22 protein-coding genes are annotated in these 26881 nt (G+C 68.4%); 17 read left to right on the forward strand and 5 right to left on the reverse strand.

The genetic code is table 11. The features are described 5' to 3' along the window. Positions 1-679 precede the first annotated feature (679 nt). Genes wrbA through ACEN9N_RS00670 form a run of 4 tightly spaced genes read left to right on the forward strand, consistent with a single transcriptional unit; the run spans position 680 to position 3222 of the window. Entirely contained in the window at positions 680-1279 is a 600-nt protein-coding gene (gene wrbA / locus ACEN9N_RS00655) for an NAD(P)H:quinone oxidoreductase (RefSeq protein ID WP_495655148.1), read from the forward strand. Between the two features lie 26 nt (positions 1280-1305). Continuing rightward, positions 1306-1770, forward strand: coding sequence for an ester cyclase (locus ACEN9N_RS00660; protein ID WP_495655149.1), 465 nt, complete (start codon positions 1306-1308; stop codon positions 1768-1770). Further along, positions 1767-2537, forward strand: a complete 771-nt coding sequence (locus ACEN9N_RS00665; RefSeq protein WP_495655150.1) for an SDR family NAD(P)-dependent oxidoreductase — start codon at positions 1767-1769, stop codon at positions 2535-2537. The genes ACEN9N_RS00660 and ACEN9N_RS00665 overlap by 4 nt, the downstream gene beginning before the upstream one ends. A gap of 25 nt (positions 2538-2562) precedes the next feature. Continuing rightward, a complete protein-coding gene (locus tag ACEN9N_RS00670; protein ID WP_495655151.1) occupies positions 2563-3222 on the forward strand; it encodes a hypothetical protein in 660 nt (219 codons plus the stop codon). A gap of 15 nt (positions 3223-3237) precedes the next feature. Here ACEN9N_RS00670 and ACEN9N_RS00675 read toward each other — a convergent pair whose 3' ends face one another. After that, positions 3238-4146: a LysR family transcriptional regulator gene (locus tag ACEN9N_RS00675; RefSeq protein WP_495655152.1), complete on the reverse strand. Its 909-nt coding sequence runs from the start codon at positions 4144-4146 to the stop codon at positions 3238-3240. A 100-nt stretch (positions 4147-4246) separates the two neighbouring features. Between ACEN9N_RS00675 and ACEN9N_RS00680 the strand changes: the two genes are divergently transcribed. The 3 genes from ACEN9N_RS00680 to ACEN9N_RS00690 all read left to right on the forward strand — a co-directional run bounded on the left by ACEN9N_RS00680 (position 4247) and on the right by ACEN9N_RS00690 (position 5920). Then, positions 4247-5104 carry a pirin family protein gene (locus ACEN9N_RS00680; RefSeq protein WP_495655153.1) on the forward strand — a complete coding sequence of 286 codons (858 nt, stop codon included), beginning with the start codon at positions 4247-4249 and terminating at the stop codon, positions 5102-5104. A 57-nt stretch (positions 5105-5161) separates the two neighbouring features. Next, the gene (locus tag ACEN9N_RS00685) at positions 5162-5590 is read left to right on the forward strand and encodes a DoxX family protein (RefSeq protein ID WP_495655154.1); all 429 of its coding nucleotides are present in this window, start codon (positions 5162-5164) and stop codon (positions 5588-5590) included. Between the two features lie 201 nt (positions 5591-5791). Then, positions 5792-5920, forward strand: a complete 129-nt coding sequence (locus ACEN9N_RS00690) for a hypothetical protein (protein ID WP_495655155.1) — start codon at positions 5792-5794, stop codon at positions 5918-5920. A gap of 226 nt (positions 5921-6146) precedes the next feature. Here the strand turns inward: ACEN9N_RS00690 and ACEN9N_RS00695 are convergent, their stop codons facing one another. Then, positions 6147-7100: a quinone oxidoreductase family protein gene (locus ACEN9N_RS00695; protein ID WP_495655156.1), complete on the reverse strand. Its 954-nt coding sequence runs from the start codon at positions 7098-7100 to the stop codon at positions 6147-6149. 263 nt (positions 7101-7363) lie between these two features. On the opposite strand from ACEN9N_RS00695, the gene ACEN9N_RS00700 reads away from it, so the two are divergent. The 3 genes from ACEN9N_RS00700 (at position 7364) to ACEN9N_RS00710 (ending at position 10619) form a co-directional block, all read left to right on the forward strand. Then, positions 7364-7759, forward strand: coding sequence for a hemerythrin domain-containing protein (locus tag ACEN9N_RS00700; protein WP_495655157.1), 396 nt, complete (start codon positions 7364-7366; stop codon positions 7757-7759). 148 nt (positions 7760-7907) lie between these two features. Further along, positions 7908-10106 (forward strand): catalase/peroxidase HPI, encoded by a 2199-nt coding sequence (gene katG / locus ACEN9N_RS00705; protein WP_495655158.1) that lies wholly within the window; start codon positions 7908-7910, stop codon positions 10104-10106. 120 nt (positions 10107-10226) lie between these two features. Then, complete coding sequence (locus ACEN9N_RS00710) at positions 10227-10619, forward strand: carboxymuconolactone decarboxylase family protein (RefSeq protein WP_007836531.1); 393 nt, start codon at positions 10227-10229, stop codon at positions 10617-10619. Between the two features lie 20 nt (positions 10620-10639). Here the strand turns inward: ACEN9N_RS00710 and putA are convergent, their stop codons facing one another. Then, positions 10640-14368 carry a trifunctional transcriptional regulator/proline dehydrogenase/L-glutamate gamma-semialdehyde dehydrogenase gene (gene putA / locus ACEN9N_RS00715; protein WP_495655159.1) on the reverse strand — a complete coding sequence of 1243 codons (3729 nt, stop codon included), beginning with the start codon at positions 14366-14368 and terminating at the stop codon, positions 10640-10642. Positions 14369-14541: 173 nt separating this feature from the next. Here putA and ACEN9N_RS00720 point away from each other — a divergent pair, with 173 nt between their 5' ends. The 3 genes from ACEN9N_RS00720 to ACEN9N_RS00730 are packed head-to-tail and all read left to right on the forward strand — an operon-like array spanning position 14542 to position 16898. Then, positions 14542-15642: a hypothetical protein gene (locus tag ACEN9N_RS00720; protein ID WP_495655160.1), complete on the forward strand. Its 1101-nt coding sequence runs from the start codon at positions 14542-14544 to the stop codon at positions 15640-15642. Between the two features lie 60 nt (positions 15643-15702). Continuing rightward, on the forward strand, positions 15703-16314 hold the full coding sequence (locus tag ACEN9N_RS00725; protein WP_478179869.1) for a helix-turn-helix domain-containing protein: 612 nt from the start codon (positions 15703-15705) through the stop codon (positions 16312-16314). Next, complete coding sequence (locus ACEN9N_RS00730) at positions 16311-16898, forward strand: GNAT family N-acetyltransferase (RefSeq protein WP_495655161.1); 588 nt, start codon at positions 16311-16313, stop codon at positions 16896-16898. The genes ACEN9N_RS00725 and ACEN9N_RS00730 overlap by 4 nt, the downstream gene beginning before the upstream one ends. Here the strand turns inward: ACEN9N_RS00730 and ACEN9N_RS00735 are convergent. Then, complete coding sequence (locus ACEN9N_RS00735) at positions 16868-17599, reverse strand: DMT family transporter (RefSeq protein ID WP_495655162.1); 732 nt, start codon at positions 17597-17599, stop codon at positions 16868-16870. The two genes, ACEN9N_RS00730 and ACEN9N_RS00735, sit on opposite strands and share 31 nt — an antisense overlap. 353 nt (positions 17600-17952) lie before the next feature. Here ACEN9N_RS00735 and ACEN9N_RS00740 point away from each other — a divergent pair, with 353 nt between their 5' ends. The 4 genes from ACEN9N_RS00740 to ACEN9N_RS00755 all read left to right on the forward strand — a co-directional run bounded on the left by ACEN9N_RS00740 (position 17953) and on the right by ACEN9N_RS00755 (position 25743). Further along, a complete protein-coding gene (locus ACEN9N_RS00740; RefSeq protein ID WP_007836542.1) occupies positions 17953-18831 on the forward strand; it encodes a LysR family transcriptional regulator in 879 nt (292 codons plus the stop codon). 131 nt (positions 18832-18962) lie between these two features. Then, on the forward strand, positions 18963-23714 hold the full coding sequence (locus ACEN9N_RS00745; protein ID WP_495655163.1) for a CapA family protein: 4752 nt from the start codon (positions 18963-18965) through the stop codon (positions 23712-23714). Beyond that, positions 23711-24667 carry an alpha/beta hydrolase family protein gene (locus ACEN9N_RS00750; RefSeq protein ID WP_495655164.1) on the forward strand — a complete coding sequence of 319 codons (957 nt, stop codon included), beginning with the start codon at positions 23711-23713 and terminating at the stop codon, positions 24665-24667. The genes ACEN9N_RS00745 and ACEN9N_RS00750 overlap by 4 nt, the downstream gene beginning before the upstream one ends. Next, positions 24664-25743, forward strand: coding sequence for an aldose epimerase family protein (locus tag ACEN9N_RS00755; RefSeq protein ID WP_495655165.1), 1080 nt, complete (start codon positions 24664-24666; stop codon positions 25741-25743). The genes ACEN9N_RS00750 and ACEN9N_RS00755 overlap by 4 nt, the downstream gene beginning before the upstream one ends. A 31-nt stretch (positions 25744-25774) precedes the next feature. Here ACEN9N_RS00755 and ACEN9N_RS00760 read toward each other — a convergent pair whose 3' ends face one another. Next, positions 25775-26866 carry a tetratricopeptide repeat protein gene (locus tag ACEN9N_RS00760; RefSeq protein ID WP_495655166.1) on the reverse strand — a complete coding sequence of 364 codons (1092 nt, stop codon included), beginning with the start codon at positions 26864-26866 and terminating at the stop codon, positions 25775-25777. Positions 26867-26881: the final 15 nt, after the last annotated feature.

The raw sequence follows: 26881 nt of genomic DNA on the forward strand, positions 1-26881 counted from the left end.
CAGTTGATCCAAGGTGACGAGTTCGGCGGGTCTCTAGATGGGCGCGCTCGGGTCTTCCGGACACTCCTCTCGGAGGGCTAAGAGTCTTGTCTAGCGGCCCCTAGGCCGATCAGGCCGAGCGATCTAGGCATTGGCGGCTGCACATGTCTCAGACATTTGTGGACGGGTTCGAGACAAAATTCCCGTGTCGCGGACCTCGTCTCGGACTTTAAACTCAGATCGTAGGGTTCGAGATGTGCATTCTCATACACATGTGTGTCTCAGACTTCAACGGCGACGAACAGCTTTGCCCAATCACAATAAAGTCAGTCAAGAACAATAGAGTCTGTCGCACTCACAACTCAAACTGAGTTCAAGGGCGCTTTTGCCCGCGGCAGGTTCTCTATGTTGGATTCCACCGACCTCTGACCTTAAGGGGGCAATTTTCGGTGGCACTCAACAGCCAGCCCATGCGCATCTGCAGCACGACGCTCTTGCCGTCATGGACGACGGCGCATTAGGGGGCCGATGGGAACCCCCTTTTCCGGTGCAGTAGTCCATCCATTTTCTCGATGGATTCCATCGAAACAAACAGGCTTTCGCGAGAGATGCCTGGCTCCTACGCTAGCGCCATGTCATCGAAGTTCAGTCTTCGTTCTTCGTCCGCCGGCGTTCGGCGATTCCTTTCCAGGAGATACCCATGAGCAAAGTTCTTGTCCTGTACTACTCGTCCTACGGCCACATCGAAACGATGGCCCGGGCCATCGCCGAAGGCGCCCGCAGTGCCGGTGCCGAGGTCGACATCAAGCGCGTGCCCGAGACCGTGCCGCTGGAAGTCGCGAAGGGCGCGCACTTCAAGCTCGACCAGTCGGCGCCGGTCGCAGCAGTGGCCGATCTCGAAAAGTACGACGCGATCATCGTCGGCACCGGCACGCGCTTCGGCCGCATGTCGTCGCAGATGGCGGCGTTCCTGGACCAGGCCGGCGGCCTGTGGGCGCGCGGCGCGCTCAACGGCAAGGTGGGGGCGGCCTTCAGCTCGTCCGCCACGCAGCACGGCGGCCAGGAGACGACGCTGTTCTCGATCATCACCAACCTGCTGCACTTCGGCATGACCATCGTGGGTCTGCCGTACAGCCACCAGGGCCAGATGAGTATGGACGAGATCGTCGGCGGCGCGCCCTACGGCGCCACGACCGTGGCCGGCGGCGACGGATCGCGCCAGCCGACCGAAATCGATCTGGCCGGCGCGCGCCACCAGGGCGAGCTGGTGGCCCGGACCGCGGCCAAGCTTTTCGGTTGAGTGCCGGGCTGCCAAGGAGAACCACCATGAGCCAGCAGAACACCGCAGGCGAAGCGGCCAAGGCCGTCGTGCGCCGCAACACCGAAGAGGTCCAGGGCGGCGGCGACTACGCGCTCTTCGACGCGCTCTTTGCCGACAACTTTCTCGACCACACGCCGCAGCCCAACTGCACGCCCGACAAGGCGGGCGCCCTGGGCCTGTACAAGACGCTTCGCGCCGCGTTTCCCGATTTCCATGCCGAGATCCATTGGCAGCGCGTGGACGGCGATGTGGTGACGACCTTCAAGACCTACCACGGCACGCACCAGGGCGAGGTGTTCGGGATTGCGCCCACGGGCCGCAAGATCCACTTCGAGACCGTCGACGCGATGCGCGTGCAGGACGGAAAGATCACCGAGCACTGGGGCGTGGCCAACCTCTTTTCGCTGCTGCAGCAGCTCGGCGCGTGGCCGCCGGCCGCCGCAAGCGCCCGCGAGGGAGCACGGCAATGAGCGACATTCTCAAAGACAAGGTCGTTGTCGTCACCGGCGCCGCCAGCGGCATCGGGCGCGCGATCGCCATCGGCGCCGCGCAGCATGGCGCCAGGGCGGTGATCGTCTCGGACATCACCGAAACGTCGAACGAAGGCGGCCGCACCACGACCTCGGAGATCGAGGCGCTGGGCGTGGCCGTGCGCTTTCACCGCACGGACGTGAGCCAGCGCGCGCAGGTCGATGCGCTGGTCGAGGCGGCGGCGGAATTCGGCGGCGTCGACGTGATGGTCGCCAACGCCGGCATCACGCTGCGCTCGGACGGCCCCGACGTGGCCGAAGACGACTACCGGCGCCTGATGACCGTCAACCTCGACGGCGTGCTGTTCAGCGCGCAAGCCGCCGCGCGGCAGATGAAGGCGAATCGCAAGGCCGGCAGCATCGTGCTGATGGCCAGCATGGGCGGGATCGCAGGCGCCGGCATGACCGTGGCCTATTCCACCAGCAAGGGCGGCGTGGTGCTCATGGCCAAGGCCCTGGCGGATGCGCTCGGGCCCGACGGCATCCGCGTCAACGCGGTCGCGCCGGGCGTCATCGACACCCACCTGGTGCGCACGAACCCGGGTATCGCCGCCGCGTCCGAAGGTTTTCGGCAGCGCACGCCGCTGCGCCGGCTCGGCAAGCCCTCCGAGATCGCGGACGCGGTGGCGTGGCTCGGTTCGGACATGGCCAGCTATGTGAGCGGCATCGCGCTGCTCGTGGACGGCGGCTTGCTGTCGGTGATCTGAACCGCGCCTGGACAGGAGAAACACCATGCACGCCGAGCCCGTGAACCCGAAGAACCAGCGCCTGGACACCGCGGACGCACTGACGCTGATGCGCGTGCCGCCGAAGTTCGACGTCACCGAGTGGCCGCGCCAGGTCGAGGCCTTTCTGCAGGCGACCGAGAAGCCGCTGCACCGGGCCATCCTGAAGAACTACCTGCGGCACTTGCTGCTGGAGGTGGCGGGCTACTGGGACCGGATCATCGTGCCCGAGCTCACGGTCGACGAGCCCGAGTACCGCGTCGGCGACCGGGGGGCGGTGCATGTCCTGTCGGGCAAGGCGGCAGTGGAGGGTTTCTACCGGCAGACCTTCGAGACCCGGCAGAACGTCATGGGCGCCCGGACGATGAACATGGGGGTGGAGGACTACGGCGTGACCACCGAGGCCGTCTGGACGCACGTGGTGCCCGGTGCCTGCCTGAAGGACCATCCGGTCGATGCCGACCCGCGCGCCTGGTACCTCATGAACCACCACCTGTTCCAGATCTTCACGTACACGCGCGACGCGCAGCCCAAGCTGATCTCGGAGCGCATCTACGACGATCCGCAGAGCTACAGCTACGAGAAGCTCGCGACCGCGGATGTCGTGACGCCGGAGATGGCGCGCGCACAGCTGGCGCCGTTTCTTGCGCGGGCGACGCTCGCGTAGCGCCGCCTCGCTGCATCACGCGCGGGCGGGCGAATCGGCCTGCTTGAGCTGCTCGAGAAACCAGCGCCCGGCCGGCCCCGGCGGCGCATCCTTGCGGTAGGCCGCGAACATCGCGATGGGCGGTGTGCGCGGCTGGAAGTTCTCGATCTGGATCTGCACCAGCGCGCCGGTGTCCAGGTCGTGCCGTACCATGGCCTGTGGCATGTGTCCCCAGCCGAACCCCGCGCGCAGGAAGGCGTGCTTCGCGCCCAGGTCCGCCAGGCGCCAGGTCGAGGGCGAGAAGACGCCATAGGTCTTGCCGTCCGACAGGCTCGTGCGGTCCGTGAGGACCAGCTGCACGTGGTCTTCCAGCTCGCGCATCCGGATCAGCCCCTTGCGGCGCGCCAGCGGATGCGCGTTGCCCGTCACCGTGACCATGGGCACGTCGAGCAGCTTCTCGGCCTCCACGGCATCGGGCACGACGGGCATGGACCCGATGATGCCCAGGCGGCACGTGCCCTGCAGCACGGGCTGGATGACGGCGCCCAGCGCCTCCACATAGAGCCGAAGCGGCGTATGGGGAAAGGCCGCGCGGAACAGGCCGACGGCCACCGTCAGCGACTCCATCGGGTACATCACGTCCACCGCGACCGACAGCTCGGGCTCCAGCCCTTCGGCCATGGTGCGCGCCTTGGCCTTGAAGCCGTTCATGCTGCTCACGACCGCGCGGGCCTCTGCGAGGAGGGCGGTGCCTTGCTCGGTGAGCTGCGGGTAGCGCGCCGAGCGGTCGAACAGCTGCACGTCGATCTGCGCCTCGAGGTTGGCCAGCGTCTGGCTGACCACCGATTGCGCCCGGCGCAGCTTGCGGCCCGCCGCCGAGAAGCTGCCTTCGTCGGCTGCCGCGATGAAGGTGCGCAGTTGGTCCATGGACAAGCCGTCGAGCATCTATCGTTCCTTTGGATGGTTTTCATCGAAAGATATAGGCTTCTCAGGGGGATGTCCAGCTCCTAACCTTCAGGCCATCTCATCACCTGAAGGAAATTTCATGGAGCACGCAGTCAGCGAATCCCCGCCGGCCCTGTCTGTTCAGACACGCCGCATCGTGGCCCGCACCCGGGGCCGGGCGCACGGACCGGTCACGCGCGTCGTCAGCCCCGCGGACCTCGGCGAGCTGATCAAGCCGTTCGTCTTTCTCGACTACTTCGATTTCAAGCCGACCGGCAACGCGCTGTTCCCGATGCATCCGCATTCGGGCATTGCAACGATCACCGTGCTGCTCTCGGGCGACCTGCGTTACGAGGACACGACCGGCGCGTCGGGCACGCTGTCCGCGGGCAGCGTCGAATGGATGCGGGCCGGGGATGGCGTGTGGCACGACGCGAGCCCGAGCGGGTTCGAGCGCTTCCAGGGCTACCAGGTGTGGGTCGCGTTGCCGCGCAGCCTGGAGAACCGCATGGCGCAAAGCCAATACCTGCCCGCCGAGGCCGTGCCGCAGGCCGGCCCCGCGCGCATCGTGCTGGGGCGCCATGCCGGCGCGCACAGCCGCGTGGCCGCGCCGGAAGGCATGAACCTGCTGCACGTGCGGCTGGCCGCGGGCGAGCGCTGGCGCTACCAGCCGCCCGCGGGGCACGACGTGGCCTGGACCCACGTGCACCGCGGCGGACTCTTGGTGGCCGGCGACCGGCTGCAAGGCGAGCTCGCGGTGTTCGACGAATCGAACAGCGCCATCGATTTCACTGCCGAAGGCGACACCGACTTCATCGTCGGGTCGGCCGTGAAGCACCCGCACGACCTGGTGCTGGGCTACTACTCCGTTCACACCTCGCCCGAGGCGCTTCAACGAGGCGAGGCGGAAATCGCCCGGCTCGGGCGGCAGCTTCGTGCGGACGGACGCATCCGTTGATTCCATCTCGCTCTTTTTTTCAACCCTGTGCTTTCAACCAACCTTAGGAAATTCATCATGAACACAACCATCGACAACAAGAACTCCGTCCTGCCTTTCGTCGGACGCATCCTCCTGGCCACGATCTTCATCATCAGCGGCCTCGGAAAAATCGCGGCGCCCGAGGCAACCCAGGGGTACATCGCATCCGTCGGGCTGCCAGCGCCGCTGCTCGGCTACCTTGCGGCAATTGCCGTCGAACTGGGTGGCGGTGCGCTGCTTGTGGCGGGCTACCGCACCCGGGTGGTTGCAGCCGGGCTCGCGGCCTTCTCGATCGTCTCTGCGCTCATCTTCCACCACGCGCTGGGCGACCAGAACCAGCTGTTCCACTTCCTGAAGAACCTCGCGATGGCCGGTGGCCTGGTCCAGGTCGTGGCCTTCGGCGCCGGTGCCTTCAGCATCGACAACCGCAAGCAGGTGCCGCGTCATTCGCTGGCCGCCCGCTGAGCTGACGTGAACACAAGGCCCGCCCCAGTGATGGGGCGGGCTTTTTTTCGCGGGGGCGGGGAGGCGACTCCCGGCAGATTGCGTTGAAGCCAGAGCGCCATCCATCGGTCGAATCGATGGCTCGGATCGAGAAATTCAGGCTTCTGCGCGAGGCGAAATCTCCCTAACCTGTCACTTGAATCATCCCATCAGGAGATCGAAATGAAGCTCTGGAATTTCATCGACAAGCACCACGAAGACCTCGGCGTTGCGCTCTTCGTTCTTCCTTGCCTGCTGACGGCGTTTGCGACGGCCGGGATCGTTTTCGGCATCGGCCTGCTGTTCCGCTAGGACCTCGCCGTATCGGCGTTGCGGCGTCGGGTGGAGGAGGGCGGCCGATACTTTCGCCCTTCGCGCCCGCCGCCCTCAAGGCCTTCATGCCTGCAGCGTTTCGCAGGCGCGCGTCACGCAGAGAAGGGTGATGCGATCACGGCACTTGCTTGAATGCAAAAAAAGCCCGCCAGTATTGCTGGCGGGCTTTTTTTCTTTTATAGGGAAGCGCCGAAGGCGCGTCGGGTCAAGGCACCAGGATGGCCGACCCCGAGCGACTGCGGGCTGCGATGTCTGCATGCGCAGTGGCCGCAGCCGACAGCGGATAGCGCGTGACCTCGATCTGGCCGAAGACGCCGGCGCGCAGCGCATCGAACACTGCGCGTGTCGCCCGGGCGCGCGCATCGCCTTGCAGATGCTGCGCCATCGGGCCGCCGAGCACCTTCACACCCCGGGCCGCGAGCGAGGGCGCGTCGATCTCGGGTGCACCGGAGGCGGCGCCGATGTTGACGATCGTCCCGCCGTCGCGAACGCTCGCGTGCGAGGCCGCGAAGGTGGCTTTTCCGACGAACTCGTAGACGATGTCGACACCCTGCGGTGCGATCGTGCGGATCTGCGCAGCGAGGTCGGCGTCGCTGGAGACCAGCGCGTGGTGCACGTCGGCGCGCAGGGCATCGCGCTTGCCAGCGCCCGCGGTGCCGATGACTGTGGCGCCCCGGGCCCTGGCCCAACGGGCGAGCAGCAAGCCGACGCTGCTGGACGCGCCCTGCACCAGGATCGTTTCGCCGGGCTGCAGTCGGTGGAACCCGTTCAGCGCGGTCCATGCGGTCAGGCCCTTGGTCAGCACGGTGGCCGCCTGTTCGGTCGAAACGTCGTCAGGCAGCTTCACCAGCGCCTCGGCTTCAATCAGCCGATCGGCCGCATAGCTGCCCGGCGCCAGGAAGTAGGCCACGCGATCGCCCGCGGCGAACGTCTCGACGCCGGGGCCGACAGCCTCGACCACACCGGCGCCCTCGACGCCCGGCACCGACGGCAAGGCCACCGGATAGATGCCCTGGCGAAAGATCGTGTCGATGAAATTGACGCCGATGGCGTCGTGGCGCAGGCGCACCTGGCCGGGACCCGGCGCGCCGACGCTGCGGTCTTCCACCTGCAGGACTTCGGGGCCGCCGTAGGCGTGGAAACGGATGACTGTGCTCATGATGGGCTCTCTTCTGGACGGTAGGGACTTGGGATGGTTGTCAGCAGGGCACCAACGTCGGCGATCTGCATGTCCAAAGAGTAGGGGCGCTCCATCCATCGGAACAGCCTGTTTTTCTAGATGGTTCCTATCTGAAAGGAAGATGAGTCAGGGCTCACGCATCGGCGATGAAGTCGATGTCGTTCCAGTAGTTGGGGCCTCGAACAAGACAAGGCCAACACCCTCATCTGACACTGGGCAACAACCCCGGCTACCGGGCCTTCGTGATAGCGCGCGCGGCTTCTGCGGAGAGCAAGAAGCGCGAACTCACCAACCACATCTGCACGGAACTCACCGTCCATGCACAGATAGAGGAAGAGATCTTCTACCCCGCGGTGCGCGCGGCCATCAAGGAGACGGACCTGCTCGACGAAGCCGAGGTGGAGCATGCAAGCGCCAAGGACCTGATCGCGCAGATCCAGGAAGCCACGGAGATCGACGAAAAGTTCGATGCCAAGGTCATCGTCCTTGGCGAATACATCGACCATCATGTGAAGGAAGAGCGCAACGAGATCTTCGTGAAGGCGCGCGCCGCCCGCGGCCTGGACCTGGTCGCCATGCGCGGGCAACTGGCCGCGCGCAAGGAAGAGCTGATGGAGGAACTCGACGCCATGGCCTGAGTTCGCGCGCAGGGGGCTCTCCGCAAGACCGAAGGCGATCTCATAGCAATGCGCTATGAGATCAATATGCTCAATCTGGTTGTTGAAGGGGCAGTCCAAACCTAGACTGGCTCCGATCGCGAGTGATCGACAACCAAAGGAGAACCCCTTGTCCGATGAAACGAAGTGCCCCTTCCCGGGCCATGCGCGCACGCACTCCATGACGGGTGCTTCGGCAAATGCAGGCTGGTGGCCCAACCAGCTGAACCTGAAGCTGCTGCACCAGCACACCGCCAAGTCCAATCCCATGGGCGAGGCGTTCGACTATGCCGAGGAGTTCAAGAGCCTCGACCTCGACGCGGTGATCAAGGACCTCCAAGCCCTGATGACCGATTCGCAGGATTGGTGGCCCGCCGACTACGGCCACTACGGCCCGCTGTTCATCCGCATGGCCTGGCACTCCGCGGGCACCTACCGCACCTCCGATGGCCGCGGCGGCGCGGGCAACGGCGCGCAGCGCTTCGCCCCCCTCAACAGCTGGCCCGACAACGGCAACCTCGACAAGGCGCGCCGGCTGCTGTGGCCGATCAAGCAGAAATACGGCCGCAAGATTTCCTGGGCCGACCTGATGATCCTCACCGGCAACGTCGCACTGGAGTCGATGGGCTTCAAGACCTTCGGTTTCGCCGGCGGCCGCCCGGACATCTGGGAGCCCGAAGAGGACATCTACTGGGGGCCGGAAGGCAAGTGGCTGGCCGACGAGCGCTACAGCGGCGATCGCGAGCTCGCCAATCCGCTGGCCGCCGTGCAGATGGGCCTGATCTACGTGAACCCCGAAGGACCGAACGGCAACCCCGACCCGCTCGGCTCGGCGCGCGACATCCGCGAGACCTTCGCCCGCATGGCCATGAACGACGAGGAGACCGTGGCGCTGACCGCAGGCGGCCACACCTTCGGCAAGGCCCATGGCGCGGGCGACCCGGCCAAGGTCGGCGCGGAGCCTGAAGGCGCCGACATCGAGGAACTGGGCCTGGGCTGGAAGAACAGCTTCGAAAGCGGTATCGGCGTCCACGCCACCACCAGCGGTATCGAAGGTGCCTGGACCCCCACGCCCACCAAATGGGACAACAGCTACTTCGAGACGCTGTTCGGCTACGAATGGGAACTCACCAAGAGCCCCGCGGGCGCGCACCAGTGGAAGCCCAAGGGCAGCACCGGCGCGGACACCGTGCCCGATGCGCATGACCCGGCCAGGCGCCACGCCCCGATGATGACCACCGCCGACATGGCCATGCGCGTCGATCCGGCCTACGAGAAGATCTCGCGCCGCTACATGGCCAACCCGCAGGAATTCGCCGATGCGTTCGCCCGCGCCTGGTTCAAGCTGACGCACCGCGACATGGGGCCGCGTGCCCGCTACCTCGGCGTGCTGGTGCCGAAGGAAGAGCTGATCTGGCAGGACCCGATTCCCGCCGTGGACCATCCGCTGGTCGACGACAAGGACGTCGCAGCGCTGAAGGCCAAGGTCCTCGCCTCGGGCCTCACCGTATCGCAACTCGTGGGCACGGCCTGGGCCTCGGCCTCGACCTTCCGCGGCAGCGACAAGCGCGGTGGCGCCAACGGTGCGCGCATCCGCCTCGCGCCGCAGAAAGACTGGGAGGCGAACCAGCCGGCCCAGCTGTCGAAGGTGCTGTCGGTGCTGGAAGGCATCCAGAAGGAGTTCAACGGCGCGCAGTCCGACGGCAAGAAGGTCTCGCTCGCCGACCTGATCGTGCTGGCCGGCAATGCGGCGGTCGAGGCTGCGGCGAAGAAGGCCGGGCAGGACGTGACGGTGCCCTTCTCGCCGGGACGCATGGACGCTTCGCAGGCGCAGACCGACGCTGCCTCCTTCGCTCCGCTGGAGCCGCAGGCCGACGGTTTCCGCAACTATCTCCGCAAGGGGATCGACGGGGCGTCCGCCGCGGGGCTGCTGCTCGACAAGGCGCAACTGCTGACCCTCACCGCACCCGAGATGACGGTGCTGGTCGGTGGCCTTCGGGTGCTGAATGCGAACGTGGGCCAGTCCGGCAACGGCGTCTTCACCAAGCGCCCGGAGACGCTCAGCAATGACTTCTTCGTGAACCTGCTCGACATGAACACCGGCTGGAAGAAGTCCGCGACGACCGACGGCGTGCTGGAGGGACGCGACCGCAAGACGGGCGCGCTCAAGTGGACCGGCACCGTGGCCGACCTCGTGTTCGGTTCCAACTCGCAGCTGCGCGCGGTCGCGGAAGTCTATGGGGCCAGTGATTCGCAACAGGTCTTCGTGCGGGACTTCGTGGCCGCCTGGACCAAGGTGATGAACCTCGATCGCTTCGACCTGCGGTGATTGCGGGCGGCCGGTTGCGGCCGCGCCGAGCAGCAGTACAGCCCGAGCCTGGTTCCGGAGAGTCCCGAACCAGGCTCGGGCGTATTCAAGGACAACAGCCTTCGACACCAGGAGCCTTGCATGAAACCCCAGCCCATCGAATACGCCGCCGCTTCCGAGGAAGTCAGGGCGGTCTTCGACGACATCAGGACCACGCGCAACGTGCCGGACGTCAACAACTTCTGGAAGTACCTCGCCAACGACCCGGCCACGCTCAGGCGCACCTGGAGCAGCCTCAAGGAAGTGATGGCGCCCGGCGCGCTCGACCCGGTCGTGAAGGAGATGGTCTATCTCGCCGTGAGCGTCACCAACAGCTGCGGCTATTGCATCGCGAGCCATCACGCCGGTGCCGAGAAGGCCGGCATGACGCCCGCGATGTTCGCCGAGCTGATGGCCGTGGTCGGCATGGCCAACGAGACCAACCGGCTGGTGAACGGCTACCGCGTGCCCGTCGATCCGGCCTTCGACAAATAGCGGGTGTCGGCGGCGCGCGTTCAGCCGATCGTCATCAGGCTCGCGTTGCCTCCCGCCGCAGCCGTGTTGATGCTGAGTGCGCGCTCCACCACGAGGCTTTCGAGCGGTATGTCCGCGTCGCCGGTCGCGAAGGCGCGTACGCCGACGATCGGGCCCGGGCGCGCCGCGATGCGCTGCATCACGCCCGGCAGGCCTTGCGCGCTGCCGTGGCGCAGCGCGACGTCGAACACCACTGTGTCGGACGCCCAGTCGTTCGCGATGGCCACGCACTGCTGCACTTCGGCCGGCAGCGAAGCGCGAAGGCCCTGCGCGGCGGCGTCGGCGGGCCAGATCGCGGTGCTGCCGACCGACAGCACGGCGGCCAGCTGCGCCAGCCGGTCCGCTTCTGCATCCGCACCCGGGTCGACCAGGCACAGCACCGCTTCGCGCGGCGCCAGCGTGTAGACGTTGCGCTCGCCGGTCGGGCCGGCCAACGTGCGCGAACTGCCCGAGCGCGACTGCGCGGCAAAGCGCGCGCATTGCGCCGCCAGCGCGGGGCGGCCGGTGGCTTGCGCCCAGCGCGACAGCGCCGACAGTCCGGCCTGCGGCGCCGAAGCGGCATCCGCCACCGCGCGCGCCATCGCATCGTCGGGCCGCGCCGACAGCATGCGCAGCATGTACAGCGGCCCGCCGGCCTTCGGCCCGGTGCCCGACAGGCCCTCGCCGCCGAACGGCTGCACGCCCACCACCGCGCCGACGATGTTGCGGTTCACATAGACGTTGCCCGCCTTGGCGTTCTCCACGATCTGCGCGATGGTTTCGTCGATGCGCGTGTGCACGCCCAGCGTCAGCCCGTAGCCCGTGCCGTTGATCTGCCCGACCAGCGCACCCAGGTCGCGGCGGCGGTAGCGCACGAGGTGCAGCACCGGCCCGAACACCTCGCGCTGTAGCTCCGCGATGCTGTCGAGCTCGATCAGCGTGGGCACCACGTAGGTGCCGTTGCGCGTGTCGTGCGCGTATTCGCGGGCCTGGCGGAAGACCTTGCGGCCCTTCGAGCGCATGGCCGCGATGTGGCGCTCGATGCCGTCGCGCGCCTCGGCGTCGATCACCGGGCCGACGTCGACGGCCAGCCGCGCGGGGTTGCCGATGCAGGCCTCGGCCATCGCGCCCTTGAGCATCTCGACGAGCCGGTCGGCCGCTTCCTCCTGCACGCACAGCACGCGCAGCGCGGAGCAGCGTTGTCCGGCGCTGTCGAAGGCCGAGGCCATCACGTCCGCGACCACCTGCTCCACGAGCGCCGACGAGTCGACGATCATCGCGTTCTGCCCGCCGGTCTCCGCGATGAGCGGCACGGGGGCGCCATGCGCGCCCAGCCGCTGCGAGAGCGTCTTCTGCAGGATGCGCGCCACCTCCGTCGAGCCGGTGAACATCACGCCCTGAACGCGCGCGTCCGCCACCAGCGCGGCGCCGACGGTTTCGCCCCGGCCGGGCAGCAGCTGCACCGCGGCGCGCGGCACGCCGGCCTCCCACAGCACGCGCACCGCCTCGGCCGCGACGAGCGGTGTCTGCTCGGCTGGCTTGGCCAGCACCGGATTGCCCGCCGCGAGCGCGGCCGCCACCTGGCCGGTGAAGATCGCCAGCGGAAAGTTCCACGGGCTGATGCAGACCATCGGGCCGAGCGCGCGGTGCGTGTCGTTCGAGAAGTCGCTGCGTGCCTGCGCCGCGTAGTAGCGCAGGAAGTCGACAGCCTCGCGCACTTCGGCGATGGCGTTGGCGAACGTTTTTCCGGCCTCGCGCGTCAGCAGGCCGAGCAGCCGGGGCATGCCTTCCTCGAGCTTGCCGGCGGCGCGTTCGAGCAGGGCGGCGCGTTCGGCGGGTGGCGTGGCGGCCCATGCCGGAGCGATGCCATGGGCCTGGGCAATGGCCGATTCGACGTCGGCCAGCGTGGCTTCCTGCACCTGTCCGACGATGTCGCGATGATCGGCGGGATTGGCGACGTCGGCCGCCTCGCCGTGCGGCACGGCTTGCGCGAGCATCGGCGCCGCGTGCCAGTTTTCAAGGGCGCTGCCGGCCAGCGCATGGCCCAGTGCGCGAAGGCTGTCGTCGTTTGCGAGGTCGAGCCCTTGCGAGTTGGCGCGCTGCTGGCCGTACAGCGCCGCGGGCAGCGCAATGGCCGGATGCGGCAGGCCCATCGTGCCTTCCTGCGCAGCCATGCGCTCGACCGTGGCGACCGGGTCTTCCACCAGCGCGTCGAGCGGGATCGCCGGGTCCGCGATGCGGTTCACGAACGAGGTATTGGCACCGTTCTCCAGCAGGCGGCGCACCAGGTAGGCCAGCAGCGTCTCGTGCGTGCCCACCGGCGCGTAGATGCGGCACGGCCGCCCGAGCGGGCCGACCACCTGTTCGTACAGCGGCTCGCCCATGCCGTGCAGGCACTGGAACTCGTATTGCCCCGGCTGATAGCGCGACGGCTCCGCCATCGTGTAGATCGCGGCCAGCGTGTGGGCGTTGTGGGTCGCGAACTGCGGGTAGACGGCATCGGGCGCATCGAGCAGCTTGCGCGCGCAGGCGAGGTACGACACGTCGGTGTAGGCCTTGCGCGTGTAGACCGGGTAGCCGCCGAGCCCGTCGATCTGCGCGCGCTTGATCTCGCTGTCCCAGTAGGCGCCTTTCACCAGGCGCACCATCAGCCGGTGCCGGCTGCGGCGCGCGAGATCGACCACGAAGTCGATCACGAACGGGCAGCGCTTCTGGTACGCCTGGATCACGAAGCCGATGCCGTTCCAGCCCGCGAGCGCCGGCTCGAAGCACAGCCGCTCCAGCAGGTCGAGCGAGAGTTCGAGGCGGTCGGCTTCCTCGGCGTCGATGTTCAGGCCGATGTCGTACTGCTGCGCCAGCAGCGCGAGCTCGCGCAGCACCGGATACAGCTCGGCCATCACACGCGCGTACTGCGCACGGCTGTAGCGCGGGTGCAGCGCAGAGAGCTTGATCGAGATGCCCGGCCCTTCATACACGCCGCGGTGGTTCGAGGCCTTGCCGATCGCGTGGATCGCCTCTTCGTAGGCCACGCGGTAGCGCTTCGCGTCTTCCATGGTGAGCGCCGCTTCGCCGAGCATGTCGTACGAATAGCGAAAGCCCTCGGCCTCCAGCTCGCGCGCATTGCCGAGCGCCTGTGCGATGGTTTCGCCGGTGACGAACTGCTCGCCCATCATGCGCATCGCCATGTCCACGCCCTTGCGGATCAGCGGCTCTCCGCCCTTGCCGATCAGGCGCGTGAGCACGGCCGACAGGCTGGTTTCGCTGTGCGTGGCCACGAGCTTGCCCGTCAGCAGCAGGCCCCAGGTCGCGGCGTTGACGAACACCGAAGGGCTGCGGCCCGCATGCGATTGCCACTGGCCGTGCGCGATCTTGTCGCGGATCAGCGCGTTGCGCGTCTCGGCATCGGGAATGCGCAGCAGCGCCTCGGCCAGGCACATCAGCGCCACGCCTTCCTGCGACGACAGCGCGTATTCCTGCAGCAGGCCCTGCACGAGGCCGGCGCGGCCGCCTGCGTTCTTGCGGTCGCGCAATTGCTGCGCGACGCGGTGGGCGAGTTCCTGTGCTTCCTCTGCCTGGCCTTTGGGCAGCCGGGCCTGCGCGAGCAGCGGTGGCAGTGCCTGCGGTTCGGGGCGGCGACAGGCCGCTGTGATGAGGGCGCGCAGCGGCGAGGGATCGGGCGGCAGTCCGTCGGCGAATGCCGTGAAGGAAGAGGGCAGAGGGTCGGGGCTCATGGGAGGTTTGTGCTGGGAATTGTTGGATGATCCGCGTCCCGATGCCGAATTTGTGTTCAAAGAACGGCGCTTCGATAGAGTAAAACGCTATGTAAAGCAGCGGACAAGTCAGGTTCGTCGGGGGCGGTGGGCAGAGAATCCGCGTTCCGTTCCATCCCGGGAGTCGCACGAACATGCTCAGCTACAGATGGTTCTTTTCCTTGGCCCTCGCGGCCGCGTGCATCGCGCCCTGGCCGACGCATGCGGCAACGGCCGATGCCTCCACCTGTTTGAATTCGGCCGCCGCTGGATGCTTCCGCAGCTTCACACCGCCAGGATCCGGAGGCGCGCTGCACTACTACTCCTCGCTCGATCCCGATGCACCGGCGACAGGCGCCACCGCCGGGCCGACGAAAGCGCTGATCGCCATGCACGGCCATTCGCGCGACGCCAACAAGACATTCGAGGCAGCGCTGAGCACCCTTCGCAACGCCGATGCGCTCGGCGACACGCTGGTGATCGCGCCGCTCTTCCAGGTCGCGGCCGACAAGGCGGTGGCCGGACGCTGCAACACGGTGGGCGTGCCCGTCGCGCAGCCCGGCGACCTGCTGTGGACCTGCGGCTCCTGGCTCGAAGGCGCGCGCTCGGCCTCGGGCAGCCGCATCGGGTCCTTCGCGGTGATGGACGCGCTGGTGGCCGACATCGCGCTGCGCTGGCCCAGCCTGCGCACCATCACCGTCGCGGGTTTCTCGGCGGGCGGACAGTTCGTGCAGCGCTACATCGCCTTCACGCAGCACGACGGCACGGCGGCGGGCAATCCGGCGATGCGCTACGTGGTGGCCGATCCGAGCACCTGGCTCTACTTCGATCCGGTGCGTCCGCAGCTCTCGCCTGACGGCGCCTCCGTGACCGGCTTCTCCGTGCCTGACGCATCCGCGTGCCCGCAGATGAACCGCTGGAAATACGGCACCGACGGCCTGCCCGCCTACTTCGGGCGCACAGCCGCGCAGGCGCGCCAGCAGTACGTGCAGGCCGACATCAGCTATCTCGAAGGCGCGCTGGACAGCAACGACGCGAAGGGCACGGCATACCGCGTGCTCGACAAGTCCTGCGCGGCGCTTGCGCAAGGCTCGTTTCGCATGCAGCGCGGCCTGGCCTATGCGCAGTACGACCGCAAGCTGCTTGCGCCGGACAAGCGCCGGGAGGTCGTGGTAGTGCCGGGCTGCGCGCACGACGTGGCCTGCGTGTTTCCCTCCGAGGCGGCACGCGCCGCGCTGGTCGGCCCTTCTCGCTGATCGGAGCAGCCTGCCGGCGGGCTTGACGCGATTTCCTTTATGGTGGACATTTAATCCAGTATGAAGGAAATCAAGGAGTCGGCCGAAACGGAAGCCCCGTCCGGCCTCAATGACCGCATCGCCCAGCGCGTGCGCGACCTGCGCGCGGCCCGAGGCCTCTCGCTCGATGCGCTGGCCACGCACTGCGGGGTGAGCCGCTCGATGATCTCGCTGATTGAGCGCGGCGAAAGCAGCCCCACCGCCGTGCTGCTCGAGAAGCTCGCAACCGGTCTCGGCGTGTCGCTGGCTTCGCTGTTCGAGGCGCCCGCGCCCGCCGCCGATCCGGTGGCGCGCCTGGCCGGCCAACTGCAGTGGCGCGACCCGCACTCCGGCTATGTGCGGCGCAACGTGTCGCCCGACGGTTTCGCATCGCCCATCCAGATCGTCGAAGTGATGTTCCCGTCCAAGGCCCGCGTGGCCTATGAAACAGCGGCGCGCGAACCCCTGATTCACCAGCAGGTGTGGGTGCTCGACGGCGTCATCGAACTCACGCTGGGCGACGAGCGCCACCGGCTCGAAACCGGCGACTGCCTGGCGATGGTGCTCGACCGTCCCATGAGCTACTACAACCCCTCGCGCAAGACCACCCGCTACGCCGTCGTGATCGCTACCGCGCCCTTTTCCTGGAGATGAACATGCCGACCCTCACTGCCGATGCGCCGCGCATCCGCCTGCTGTCCACCGTCACCGGCACGCAGCTGCAGGGCCTTGCCGCCGTGCTGGCCGATTGCGTCGATGGCGGCGCATCGGTGAGCTTCATGCAGCCGCTGGCCGAAGAGCGCGCCCAGGCCTTCTGGCGCCACGTGGCCGACGGTGTGGCGCGCGGCGAACGCGCGTTGCTGGTGGCCGAGGACGCCGAAGGCATCGTGGGCACGGTGCAGCTCGTGCTGGCCCAGCCCGAGAACCAGCCGCACCGCGCCGAGGTGTCCAAGATGCTCGTGCACCGCCGCGCACGCCGCAAGGGCATCGGCGCGCTGCTGATGCAGGCGGCCGAACAGGTGGCGCGCGAGCACGGCAAGACGCTGCTGGTGCTCGACACCTCCAGCGCCGAAGCCGAGCGGCTCTATGCGCGCGTGGGGTGGACGCGGGTGGGCGCGATTCCCGGCTTTGCCCTGTTGCCGCAGGGCGGGCTGTGCGCCACCACCTTCTTCTATCGCGAGCTGATCGAACAGGGCCCTGGCAGTGATCATGGCGCGGCGGCTCCGCAGGTGCGGTAGGTCTGCGGCGCCGGTGTGACCTGCGCCGCCTTTGCCGCGGAAGCCTTGCGGTTCGACGCCGTATGGAGCAGCAGCGCCACCACCACCATCGCCATGCCCACGGCCTCGTTCACCGTAGGCAGCCTGCCCAGCGCCGCGCTCATCAGCAGCGCCGACACCGGCACGAAGTTCAGGAACGCCGTGCCCGTGACGGCCCCGAGCGTGCGCACGCCGTAGTTGAAAGCCAGCACCGAGATGGCCGAAGGCACCACGCCCACGAAGAACAGGGCCTGCCAGGACAGGCGCAGGCCTTCCAGGCTGGGCACTGCCGACCAGCCCAGCACAGCGGCCCCGATTGCCGCGGCCAGCAGCACGGGCCACGAGGCCAGCACCGTGAGCGCGGTGTACTCGATCACGTCGAGTCCGGGAAAGCGCGTGGCGCCGCGCGTGTACCAGACCCAGCCCAGCGTGCCGGCGAACGCGATGGCGTCGCCGAAGAGCGTCGTCGACCCGGCGGACGCACCCGCGCCGAACAGCAGGCCCGACACGATCGCCACGCCCGCCAGCGCCAGCGCGCTGGTCAGCAAGGTCGCTCGCGACGGACGCACGCCGTCGAGCGCCCAGCGCACCAGCTGCGCGGTCATGGGCGTGGTGGCGATGATCACCGCGCCGTGCGAAGGCACCGAGTGCGCAAGGCCGACCAGCAGCATCACGCTGAACACGCCGAAGCCGGCCGCTGCGCAGCTTGCGCCAGGGCGCCGCGCCGCGCGGCAGGATCAGCAGTACGAACAGCAGCGCCGACAGGGTGTAGCGGATCAGCGTGAACCACACCGGTTCGACATGGTGCAGCACGCCCTTGCTCACAAGGAACAGGGAGCCCCACCCGGAGGTGGCGAGCAGCAGCGCGGCGATGCCGCCCAGGCGTTGGCGTTGGAACATGGGGGAGCCTCTTCTTGCAATGATCGATGCCCCAAGAATCGGTGCTGGAGGCCGCCATTGCCATTCGCTTCTTTGGACAGGGGGCTCCAGAAAAACGAACGGACCGATCCGGCCCTGAAGCTCACAATCCATCGCCATGGAGCTCTATCAACTCAAGACCTTCGTCGCCATCGCGAAGGAAGGCAGTCTGACCCGCGCCGCCGAGCGCGTGTTCACCAGCGCGCCGGCGGTCAGCGCGCAACTCAAGGCGCTGGAAGACGAACTCGGCGTGAAGCTGTTTGAGCGCACGCCGCGCGGCATGTCACCCACCGAGGCCGGCCTCAGCCTGCTCGAAGAGGCCGAACGCACGCTGGCCTCCGCCACGCGCATGCGCTCGGCGGCCGATCAGCTGCGCGGCGCCGCGCAGGGCGTGGTGCGTTTCGGCACGGTGGTCGATCCCGTGGCGCTGCGGCTCGGCGAGGTGCTGGTGAAGCTGGCGGAACGCCATCCGCAGGTTGCGCTGCAGCTGAGGCAGGGGCTGTCGTACGAAACGCTTTCCGCCGTGCAGCGCGGCGACCTTGATTGCGCCTACGTGCTCAGCGACAGCGAGCAGATCGAAGGACTGGAACTGCGCCGCCTCGGTGCGGTCGATCTCGTCGTGGCCCTGCCGTTGCCCGTCGCCGAGGCGCACCCCGGCCTGTCGCTCGACCAGCTCACGAACATGCCGTGGGTAGGCACGCCGCCTTCATGCATCCTGCGCGTGCATCTGGAAAAACTGTTCGCCGGCGCGGGCCGCGAATACCGCCAGGGCCGCACGGCCGACGGCGAGAGCGCCATCCGCAGCATGGTAGCGAGCGGCATGGGCGCGGGGCTGATGCGGCTCGACCAGGCCGAGCAGGGCGAGCGCAACGGCGAGCTTGCGATATGGAACGGCTGGCGGTCGCATACGTGGCTGTGCTGGGTTGCACGGGGGGAGGGCAAACGTCCCGTGGCGGTGGAGGCGGTGCGCAGCGCGGTGATGGAGGCCTGGGGCTGAAACGATGCCTCTCGTTCGGGGCGCGCTCGCGCCGACGGGGTGCCCTGTGCACGCACCTCCGAAACGCACCCGACGCGGCGCAAAGCATTGCCGCGGGGTACCATCCCCGCCGCCGCAACGCTCCGCTCTCCATGAACGCTGAAATCGCTGCCCTGCCCGCCTCCAATCCTCTCGCCGATCTGCTGAGCCGCGCCCGGCAGGCCCTGGCGGATACGGCGGGCGCGCTGCCCGTGCCATCGACTGCCACCAACGAGGCGGGCTGCGTGGTGTTCCTGGCCGTCGGCGAAGACAGCAGCCGGGCCCGCGTCGCTTCGGGCCGGGGCGCCGACTTCGACGCCGCATGGCGTGCCGCCGCCGAGCAAGCGAAGCGCACCGGCCAGGCAGCGCAGCGCCTGCGCGCCGAGGTGGTCGACAAGGTCGAGCCCATGAGCTGGGGCGCGCTGAAAGCGAAGTTGGCGCAGACCAAGCGCAACTACTTCAACGAGGGCATCGCCTTCGATGCGCGCTTCGAAGTCGCGCTGCTCGCGCAGGAAATGCTCGGCAGCGCGATCCTCTACAACGGCGACGTGGAGCATGCCGAACCCAATACGGGCAACCTGCGCCTGCACTGCAAGCGGCGCTTCGGCCGCGAGATCGACTTTCCCGCGGACGACGCGGCGCGGGTCTGGTGCTTCACCACGCGGGCCGTGTACGTGGACGCCGAGGGTGCCTGGCCCCTCGCCGCCGAAGGGCAGGCGGCCGGATTCCGCGAGCTGCGCGAATGGAACGCGCCGCAGGTCCACGCGCTGATCGACGCCGCCGGCAACTACCTGGCCGAGCAGGTCAAGCCCACAGGCGAGTTCCACTACGGCTGGTTTCCCTGCTTCGACCGCCCCATTCCCACCTACAACACGCTGCGCCATGCCAGCTCCACCTACGCAATGCTGGAGGCGTGGGAGCTCACGCGCAGCGACGCGCTCAAGGCGGCCATCGACCGCTCGCTGGCCTTCCTGACCGGCACGCTGATCCGCCAGGCCAAGTTGCCGGACGGCACGCGCGCCGCCTACCTGCTGGACATCGGCAGCGAGATCAAGCTCGGCGGCAATGCCGTGTGCCTGCTCGCGCTGGTCAAGTACACCGAGCTCACGGGCGACCCGCAATACCTGCCGCTGCTGGAGCAGCTCGCGCTCGGCATCCGCCACATGCAGGACCCGCAGACCGGCAGCTTCGTGCACGTGCTCAACGCGCCCGCGCTCGACGTCAAGGACCGGTTCCGCGTCATTTACTACGACGGCGAAGCCGCCTTCGGCCTGATGCGCCTGTACGGGCTCACGCGCGACGCGCGCTGGCTCGCGGTCGTCGAGAAAGCCTTCGAGCATTTCATTGCCGCCGAGCACTGGCGCGCGCACGACCACTGGCTGAGCTACTGCGTCAACGAACTCACGCGCTACAGGCCCGAGACGCGCTACTACCGGTTCGGCCTGCAGAACGTGGCGGGGTACCTCGACTTCGTGCTGGAGCGCATCACCACCTTTCCCACGCTGCTCGAACTGATGATGGCCGCGCGCGACATGGTGCTGCGGCTGGAGGCCGACCCCGCATTGCGCCCGCTGCTGGTGGAGCTCGACCGCGACAAGTTCGACCGCGCGCTGGCGTACCGCGCGCGCTATCTCGCCAACGGCCATTTCTGGCCCGAGCTGGCGATGTTCTTCCGCAACCCGGCGCGCATCGCGGGCTCGTTCTTCATCAAGCACCACAGCTTCCGCGTGCGCATCGACGACGTGGAGCACTACCTCTCGGGCTATGTGGCGTACCACCGGATGCTGAAGGCGGGCGAGGCGCTGCAGCAGGCAAAGGCGGCGACCGGCGTCGTCGCCTGGGGCGGCGACGTCAACCTCGCGCGCCGCCAGCACTACCGGCTGCACGAACTCGGCGGCGCGCACAGGATGCTCGGCGGCATCGCCGCGCTGCGCGAGGCCGACCTGCGCATCGTGAACCTCGAATGCGTGGTCGCCGCCAGCGGCGAGCAGGGCGTCGACAAGGGCGAGTCCGCTCCCTACTACTACCGCGCCCGCCCCGAAATGCTCGCGGTGCTGACCGAGGCCGGCATCGGCATGGTCGCCACCGCCAACAACCACAGCGGCGATTACGGCCCCGATGCGCTCATGGAGCAGCACGGCCTGCTGGATGCTGCGGGCATCGCCCATGCCGGCACCGGCCGCACGCCGGAGGCCGCGCTGCGGCCCGCGTTCCGGCGCGCGGGTGGCGTGCGCGTGGCGCTGTTCTCGCTCGACGCCACGCAGTCCCGCTTTGCTGCCACTGCCGCACGCGCGGGCGCTGCCTGGCTGCCGCTGGGCGACCCGGCCGCCTGGACCGCCACGCTCGCACCGCGCATAGAGGCCGCGCGCCGCGAGGCCGACGTGGTGCTCGTGGCGGTGCACTGGGGCGACAACCTGGAGACCCAACCGACGCAGGCCGAGATCGCCGTCGGCCATGCCATCGTCGATGCCGGGGCGGACGCGATCCTCGGCACCTCGGCGCATGTGCTGCAGGGCATCGAGATCTACCGCGGCCGGCCGATCCTGCACGACGCCGGCGACCTGCTGTTCGATTCGGTGCGCAACGACTTCGGGGATTCGGGCGTGTTCTCGCTGACGCTGGGCCCGCGCGGCGTCGAGGAAGTGATGTTCACGCCCATCGGCGTCGGCTTCGGCTTCTCGCGGCAGCTCGCGGGCGACGAGGCGCAGGCACTGAGCGAACGCTTCGCCGCGCAATGCCGCGCGCTCGGCACCGAGATGGTCCCGGCGGCCGGAGGCCGTTGCGCGGTGCGGCTGTCGCCGCCCGAGCGGCCCGCCTTCCGGCCCGAACCGGCTTCCGCGGTTGCGCCGGTTGCGCGGCCGGCGCCCCTCGTCGGTGCTGTGCCTGCACCGCGGCCCGAGTGGCTGGCCGACGCGGTGCCTGGCGACGCGCGCATCACGCCGCTGCAGATCGGCCCGCTGCGCCTGGTGGGCGTTCGCTGCGCGCCTCGGCAGATCGTCGGGCGCCGGCTGCTGTGGGTCGAATCGTTCTGGACCGTCGATGCACCCCTCGCGGCCGACCTGCGCGTGCAATTTCGCGCGTTGCCGATGCGCAGCACCCGCATGCCGCCATGGGGCGAGGGCATGGAGCACGACCCCTGCGACTGGATGTGGCCCACCAGCCGCTGGGAGCCCGGCCGCATCTACCGCGACCGCTACGGCCTGCGTGCGCCGCGCGCCGGCCTGCTGGAAAGCGACGTGCTGCAGCTCGAAGTGCGCGTGCGCGGCGACGCGCCCGAGCTGCCGCCAGCGCGCCGGCTCCCGCTGTGGTGCGGCCTGCGCGTGCCTGATTTTCCGACGCCCTTGCCCGAGCGCGCCGCGCCCGTGCTCGCGGCCGACCGCCCCGGCGCGGGCTCCGAGCTCGAGCCTGTGTGGACCGTCGCGCAGCTGCAGCAGATCACCGGCGGACACTGGCTGGTCGAGCCGCTGCCCGGATGGTCCGTCAACTCGGTGGTGCGCGGGCCGGTCCACATGGGGCTGCTGCCGAAGCCCTCTCTCTTCATCGCTTCCGACTACCGCACGCTCGCCGCGCACGAGAACTACAGCAAGCCGCGCACCGACAACTGGGACCGTCACCTCGAACTGCCCGGCCTGCACCCTGCGCTGGCCGGCGCCGTGGTCGCGCACCCGGTCGACGGGCTCGACCCGGCCTTTCCGCTGCTGCAGGTGGACGACCCGATCGCCGCGATGCTGGCCATGGGCGCTGCCGCACGGGCGCGCTACAAGGGCTTCGTGGTGGGCGTGACCGGCACGGTCGGCAAGTCGTCCACCATCGCGATGCTGCGCGACCTGCTGCCCGAGCGTGCGCGCGTGCACACCACCATCGACAACTACAACTCGCGCGTCGGCGTGCCGGCCATGCTGGCCAACCTCGGGCCCGACGTGGACGTGTGCATTCTCGAAATGGCGCAGAGCGGGCTCTGGATGGACCGCGGCCCGATCTCGCTGGTGGCGCGGCCGCACGTGGCCCTCATCACCGAGATCGGCCTGTCGCAGACCCGGCAGGCCTCGACGCTGGAGCTCACCGCCGCCTACAAGTCGCGCATCTTCCTGGGCCTGGAGCCCGGCGGCGTGGCGATCGTGCCCGACCACATTCCCTGCCTGCGGCAGGTGGTGGATGCCGCCGCGTGCACGGCCGGTGCGATCTGGGTGGTGGGCAGCGGGCCCGACGCGAACGTGCGCCTGCTCGATACCCGGCCCGAAGCGCGCGGCGGCTGCCGCGTGCGCATCGCGATCCCGGGGCGCACGCTGGAATACCTGTTCCCGGTCGAGAGCGCGGGGCTGGTGCGCAATTCGGCGCTTGCGCTCGCGGCCCTGCTCGCCATGGGCTTCGACGGCGAGGCCGCCTGCGCGCGCATGCCCCAAGTGCGCCTGCCGGCCTCGGTGATGCAGGTGCGCGCACTGCGTACGCAGGCCGGCGTGCAGGCCACGCTGATCGACGACAGCTGGAACGCGGAGATCATGTCGATGCGCAACGCCATGGAGTTCGTGCGCAACTGGCAGCGTGCGGAGAGCGGCCCGGTGGCGCGCAAGATCGGCGTGCTGGGGCGCATCGTCAATCTCGACGGGGAAGCCGAGGCCATGCACCGCGGCCTGGCCGCACCGCTGCTGGCATCCGGCATCGAGCACCTCGTGACGCACGGCGACGAGATGCGCTGGCTGCGCGAGGAGGTGCCGGCCGAACTGCTCGGCCCGCACTTCGACGACGCTGCGCAGCTCGCGGGCTACCTCGGCGGTTTCCTGCGCGACGGCGACCTCGTGCTGGTGAAGGGCGACCGCGTCGGCTCCGACTTCGGCCGCGTGCCAGGGCTGCTGCAACGGCTATGAAGACGCCGGGCCTCTTGCTGCGGTACATGCGCGGTGTCCTGGTGCTGCTCGCGCTGGTGCAGGCGGCCTGCGCGCAGCGCACCGGCCCCGACGTACCCCGGCCCTTCGTCGCGAGCAACGACGAGGTGCTGCACTGGAACCAGCCCGCCGATCGCGCGAGCTGCCCCGACCGGCTCGGCTACCTGTGGGTGCGGCCTGCCGAGGGGCCGGCCTGCATCCGCTACTTTGCGAGCGACGACATCGACGGTGCGCGCATGGCCATCGTGCAGTTCTCGGGCGACCGCGACGGCGTGATGGACCAGGCGCCCGAGCGCATCCCCGGCAACACCGAACCCCTGCGTACGCTCGACGCGCAGCGCAGCCGCGACCGCGCCGGCGTGCCGTGGATCTTCATGGCGCGGCCCGGCACGTACGGCTCATCGGGCGATCACCGCAAACGCCGCCAGCTGGTGGAGTTCCACGCGCTCGATGCTGCGCTCGATGCGCTCATGCAGCGCCACAAGCTGCAGCGCATCGTCATCGTCGGCCACAGCGGCGGCGCCACCGCGGGCGCCGCGCTGCTCACGCTCGGCCGCACGCGCGTGGCCTGCGCGGTGCTCACGTCGGGCGCCTACGGGCTGCTTGAGCGCGCACGCATGCTGGGCCGCTCCAGAGACGGCCGCACCGACACCACCGGCAGCGCGCAGTTCTACGACCCGCTCGACCACGTGGGCGGCATCGCGCGCGACCCGGCGCGGCGCATCGTGCTGATCGGCAGCCGCGACGACAGGAACACGCCCTTCGCGCTGCAGGAGCGCTTCGCCGACGCCGTGGCCAAGGCCGGCCACCGCATCGAGCTGCGCACGCACGCGGGGGAGCCGCCCGACTACCACGATCTCAAGGACAGCATCGCGCTGCGCACCGCCTCGCAGTGCGCGCGCGAGGCGATGCTTCAGCAAGCAGGAAATACATGAGCAAAAGCAACATCACGTCGCGCGAGTTCGGCCGCATGCCCGACGGCCGGCCGGTCACCGAACACACCCTCGACAACGGCCGCGGCCTGAGCCTGAGTGCCATCAATCATGGCGGCATCGTCACCGCGTTGCGCGCCCCCGACCGCCACGGGCGCAGCGGGAACATCGTGCTGGGCCTGCCCACGCTCGCCGACTACCTCAAGCCGCATCCGCATTTCGGCACCATCGTCGGACGCTTCGCCAACCGCATCGCGGCGGGGCGCTTCACGCTCGACGGCACATCGCATCAACTGGGGCTGAACGACGGCGTCAACTCGCTGCACGGCGGCGCGAAAGGCTTGGGCACGCGCTTCTGGGAGATCGTGCCGGTGACGGTGCAGGAGGCCGGCGGCGACATCGCCATCGAGCTGCGCTACACCAGCGCCGATGGCGAAGAGGGCTACCCCGGCGAGCTGCGGCTGACAGTGCGCTACACGCTGTCGGCAACCGCCAACACATGGCGCATCGACTACAGCGCCACGACCGACAAGCCCACGGTTCTGAACCTGAGCCATCACGACTACTTCAATCTTGGGGGCAGCGGCTCGGTGATGGACCACCGCCTGACGATTCCCGCGAGCCGCTACTGCCCGGTGGACGCGACGCTGATCCCGACCGGCGTGGCCGACGTGGCTTCGACGCCGTTCGACTTCCGCACCGCGACCCGCATCGGCGAGCGCATCCGCGAAGGCCACGATCAGCTGCTGCTTGCGCATGGCTACGACCACAACTGGGTGCTCGACAGGGCTCAAGCCGAGCACGGCCTTGCGCTCGCGGCGCGGCTGGAGCACGAGGCCACGGGCCGCGTCATGGAAGTGCACACCAGCGAGCCCGGCGTGCAGTTCTATTCGGGCAATTTCCTCGATGGCAGCCTCTTCGGCAGCGCGGGCGCGAGCCTGCGGCAGGGGGACGGGCTGTGCCTGGAGACCCAGCATTACCCCGACTCGCCGAACCGGCCGGAATTTCCGTCAACGGTGCTGCGGCCGGGGGAGCGCTTCCACAGCGCGACCGAGCATCGGTTCGGGGTGCTTGGCTGAGCCTTCGTGCATCCGGTGCGGCGCGGGGACTTCAGTTCCATCGCCGACCCGGTGCAGTCAAGTCCCGCGCGTCCAGGCGCGTGTGAGCGGACAGCAGGCCGCGCTCGGCACCTTCGAGCTGGCTGGTGCGCTGGGATGATGGTGCCGGCGCCTGCGACGGCGAAGAAGCAGCAGGCACCACAGCCTTGGCGGCATCGATGAGCGTCTTGGGCTCGCTCATGTCCCACTGGGGCAGCGGTGCCGGGGGAAGGGGCAGTACCTTGTCGAGGTTGGGGAAGCGCAGGTCGGGGTTGTGGTAGAGCGCGTCGCCAAGAGCGTTGTAGCGGTCTGCGCGCGACTTGTCGACGGTACCGCTGACCAATGGAGTACCTCTACTGAATGCACCTCGTAAGTAATTCGCGCTTTTCTCGCTACCAAACTTGACGCCTTCATGCAGCACCTTGAGTGCGCGGGAATAGTCCTCACCCAAGGTCGGATCATTGCCGTTTAGATCCGCCCCAAGCTCGTATGCGGCGGGGCCATAGCCTTGTGCGAATGCGCACTCCAGCATCTTGCGCGAGATTGTCCTGTTCGCCCAGAACGATGGCGGATCGTTGTAGGCACCAATCAGCTTTTGCCCAATGTGTGTCTGCGACGCCATGCTTCCCATGTCCGCCGCCTTCTGCCAGAACGCATACGCCACCGTCGCATCCTGCTTGAGCGATCCAACGCCGCCCATGTACATCGTGCCCATGTTGTCCCAGGCCGCCGGCACCCCCTTGCGCATCAGGTCTTCGGTCAGCTCGATGGCCTTCTCCGGGTCTTGCTCAATGCCCAGCCCTTGCAGGTAGAGCCCTGCCAGGTTGAACTGCGCCTTCCAATGGCCCAGCTTCATTGCCTGCCCGTAGAGCTGTGCCGCCTTGGCGTAATTGCGGTCCTCTGACCACTTCTCATAGCTCACGAGCGCCAGCGCCTGCTGGAACAGTGCTTCGGCTTCTGCCGTGATGGGCGGGTTGGCGGCAGCCTCGTGCTTGCACGCGAAGTCCTTGCGGTGCGGATCGAACTTGTCGAGCCTGGTGAAGCGCGGCAGCTTGCTGTCGGACATGAAGGGTTGGTGAGGCTGGGCTTTGGAGTCGTCTTGCATGGGGCATCCCGCCAG

The sequence above is a fragment of the Variovorax sp. Varisp46 genome (assembly GCF_059491885.1).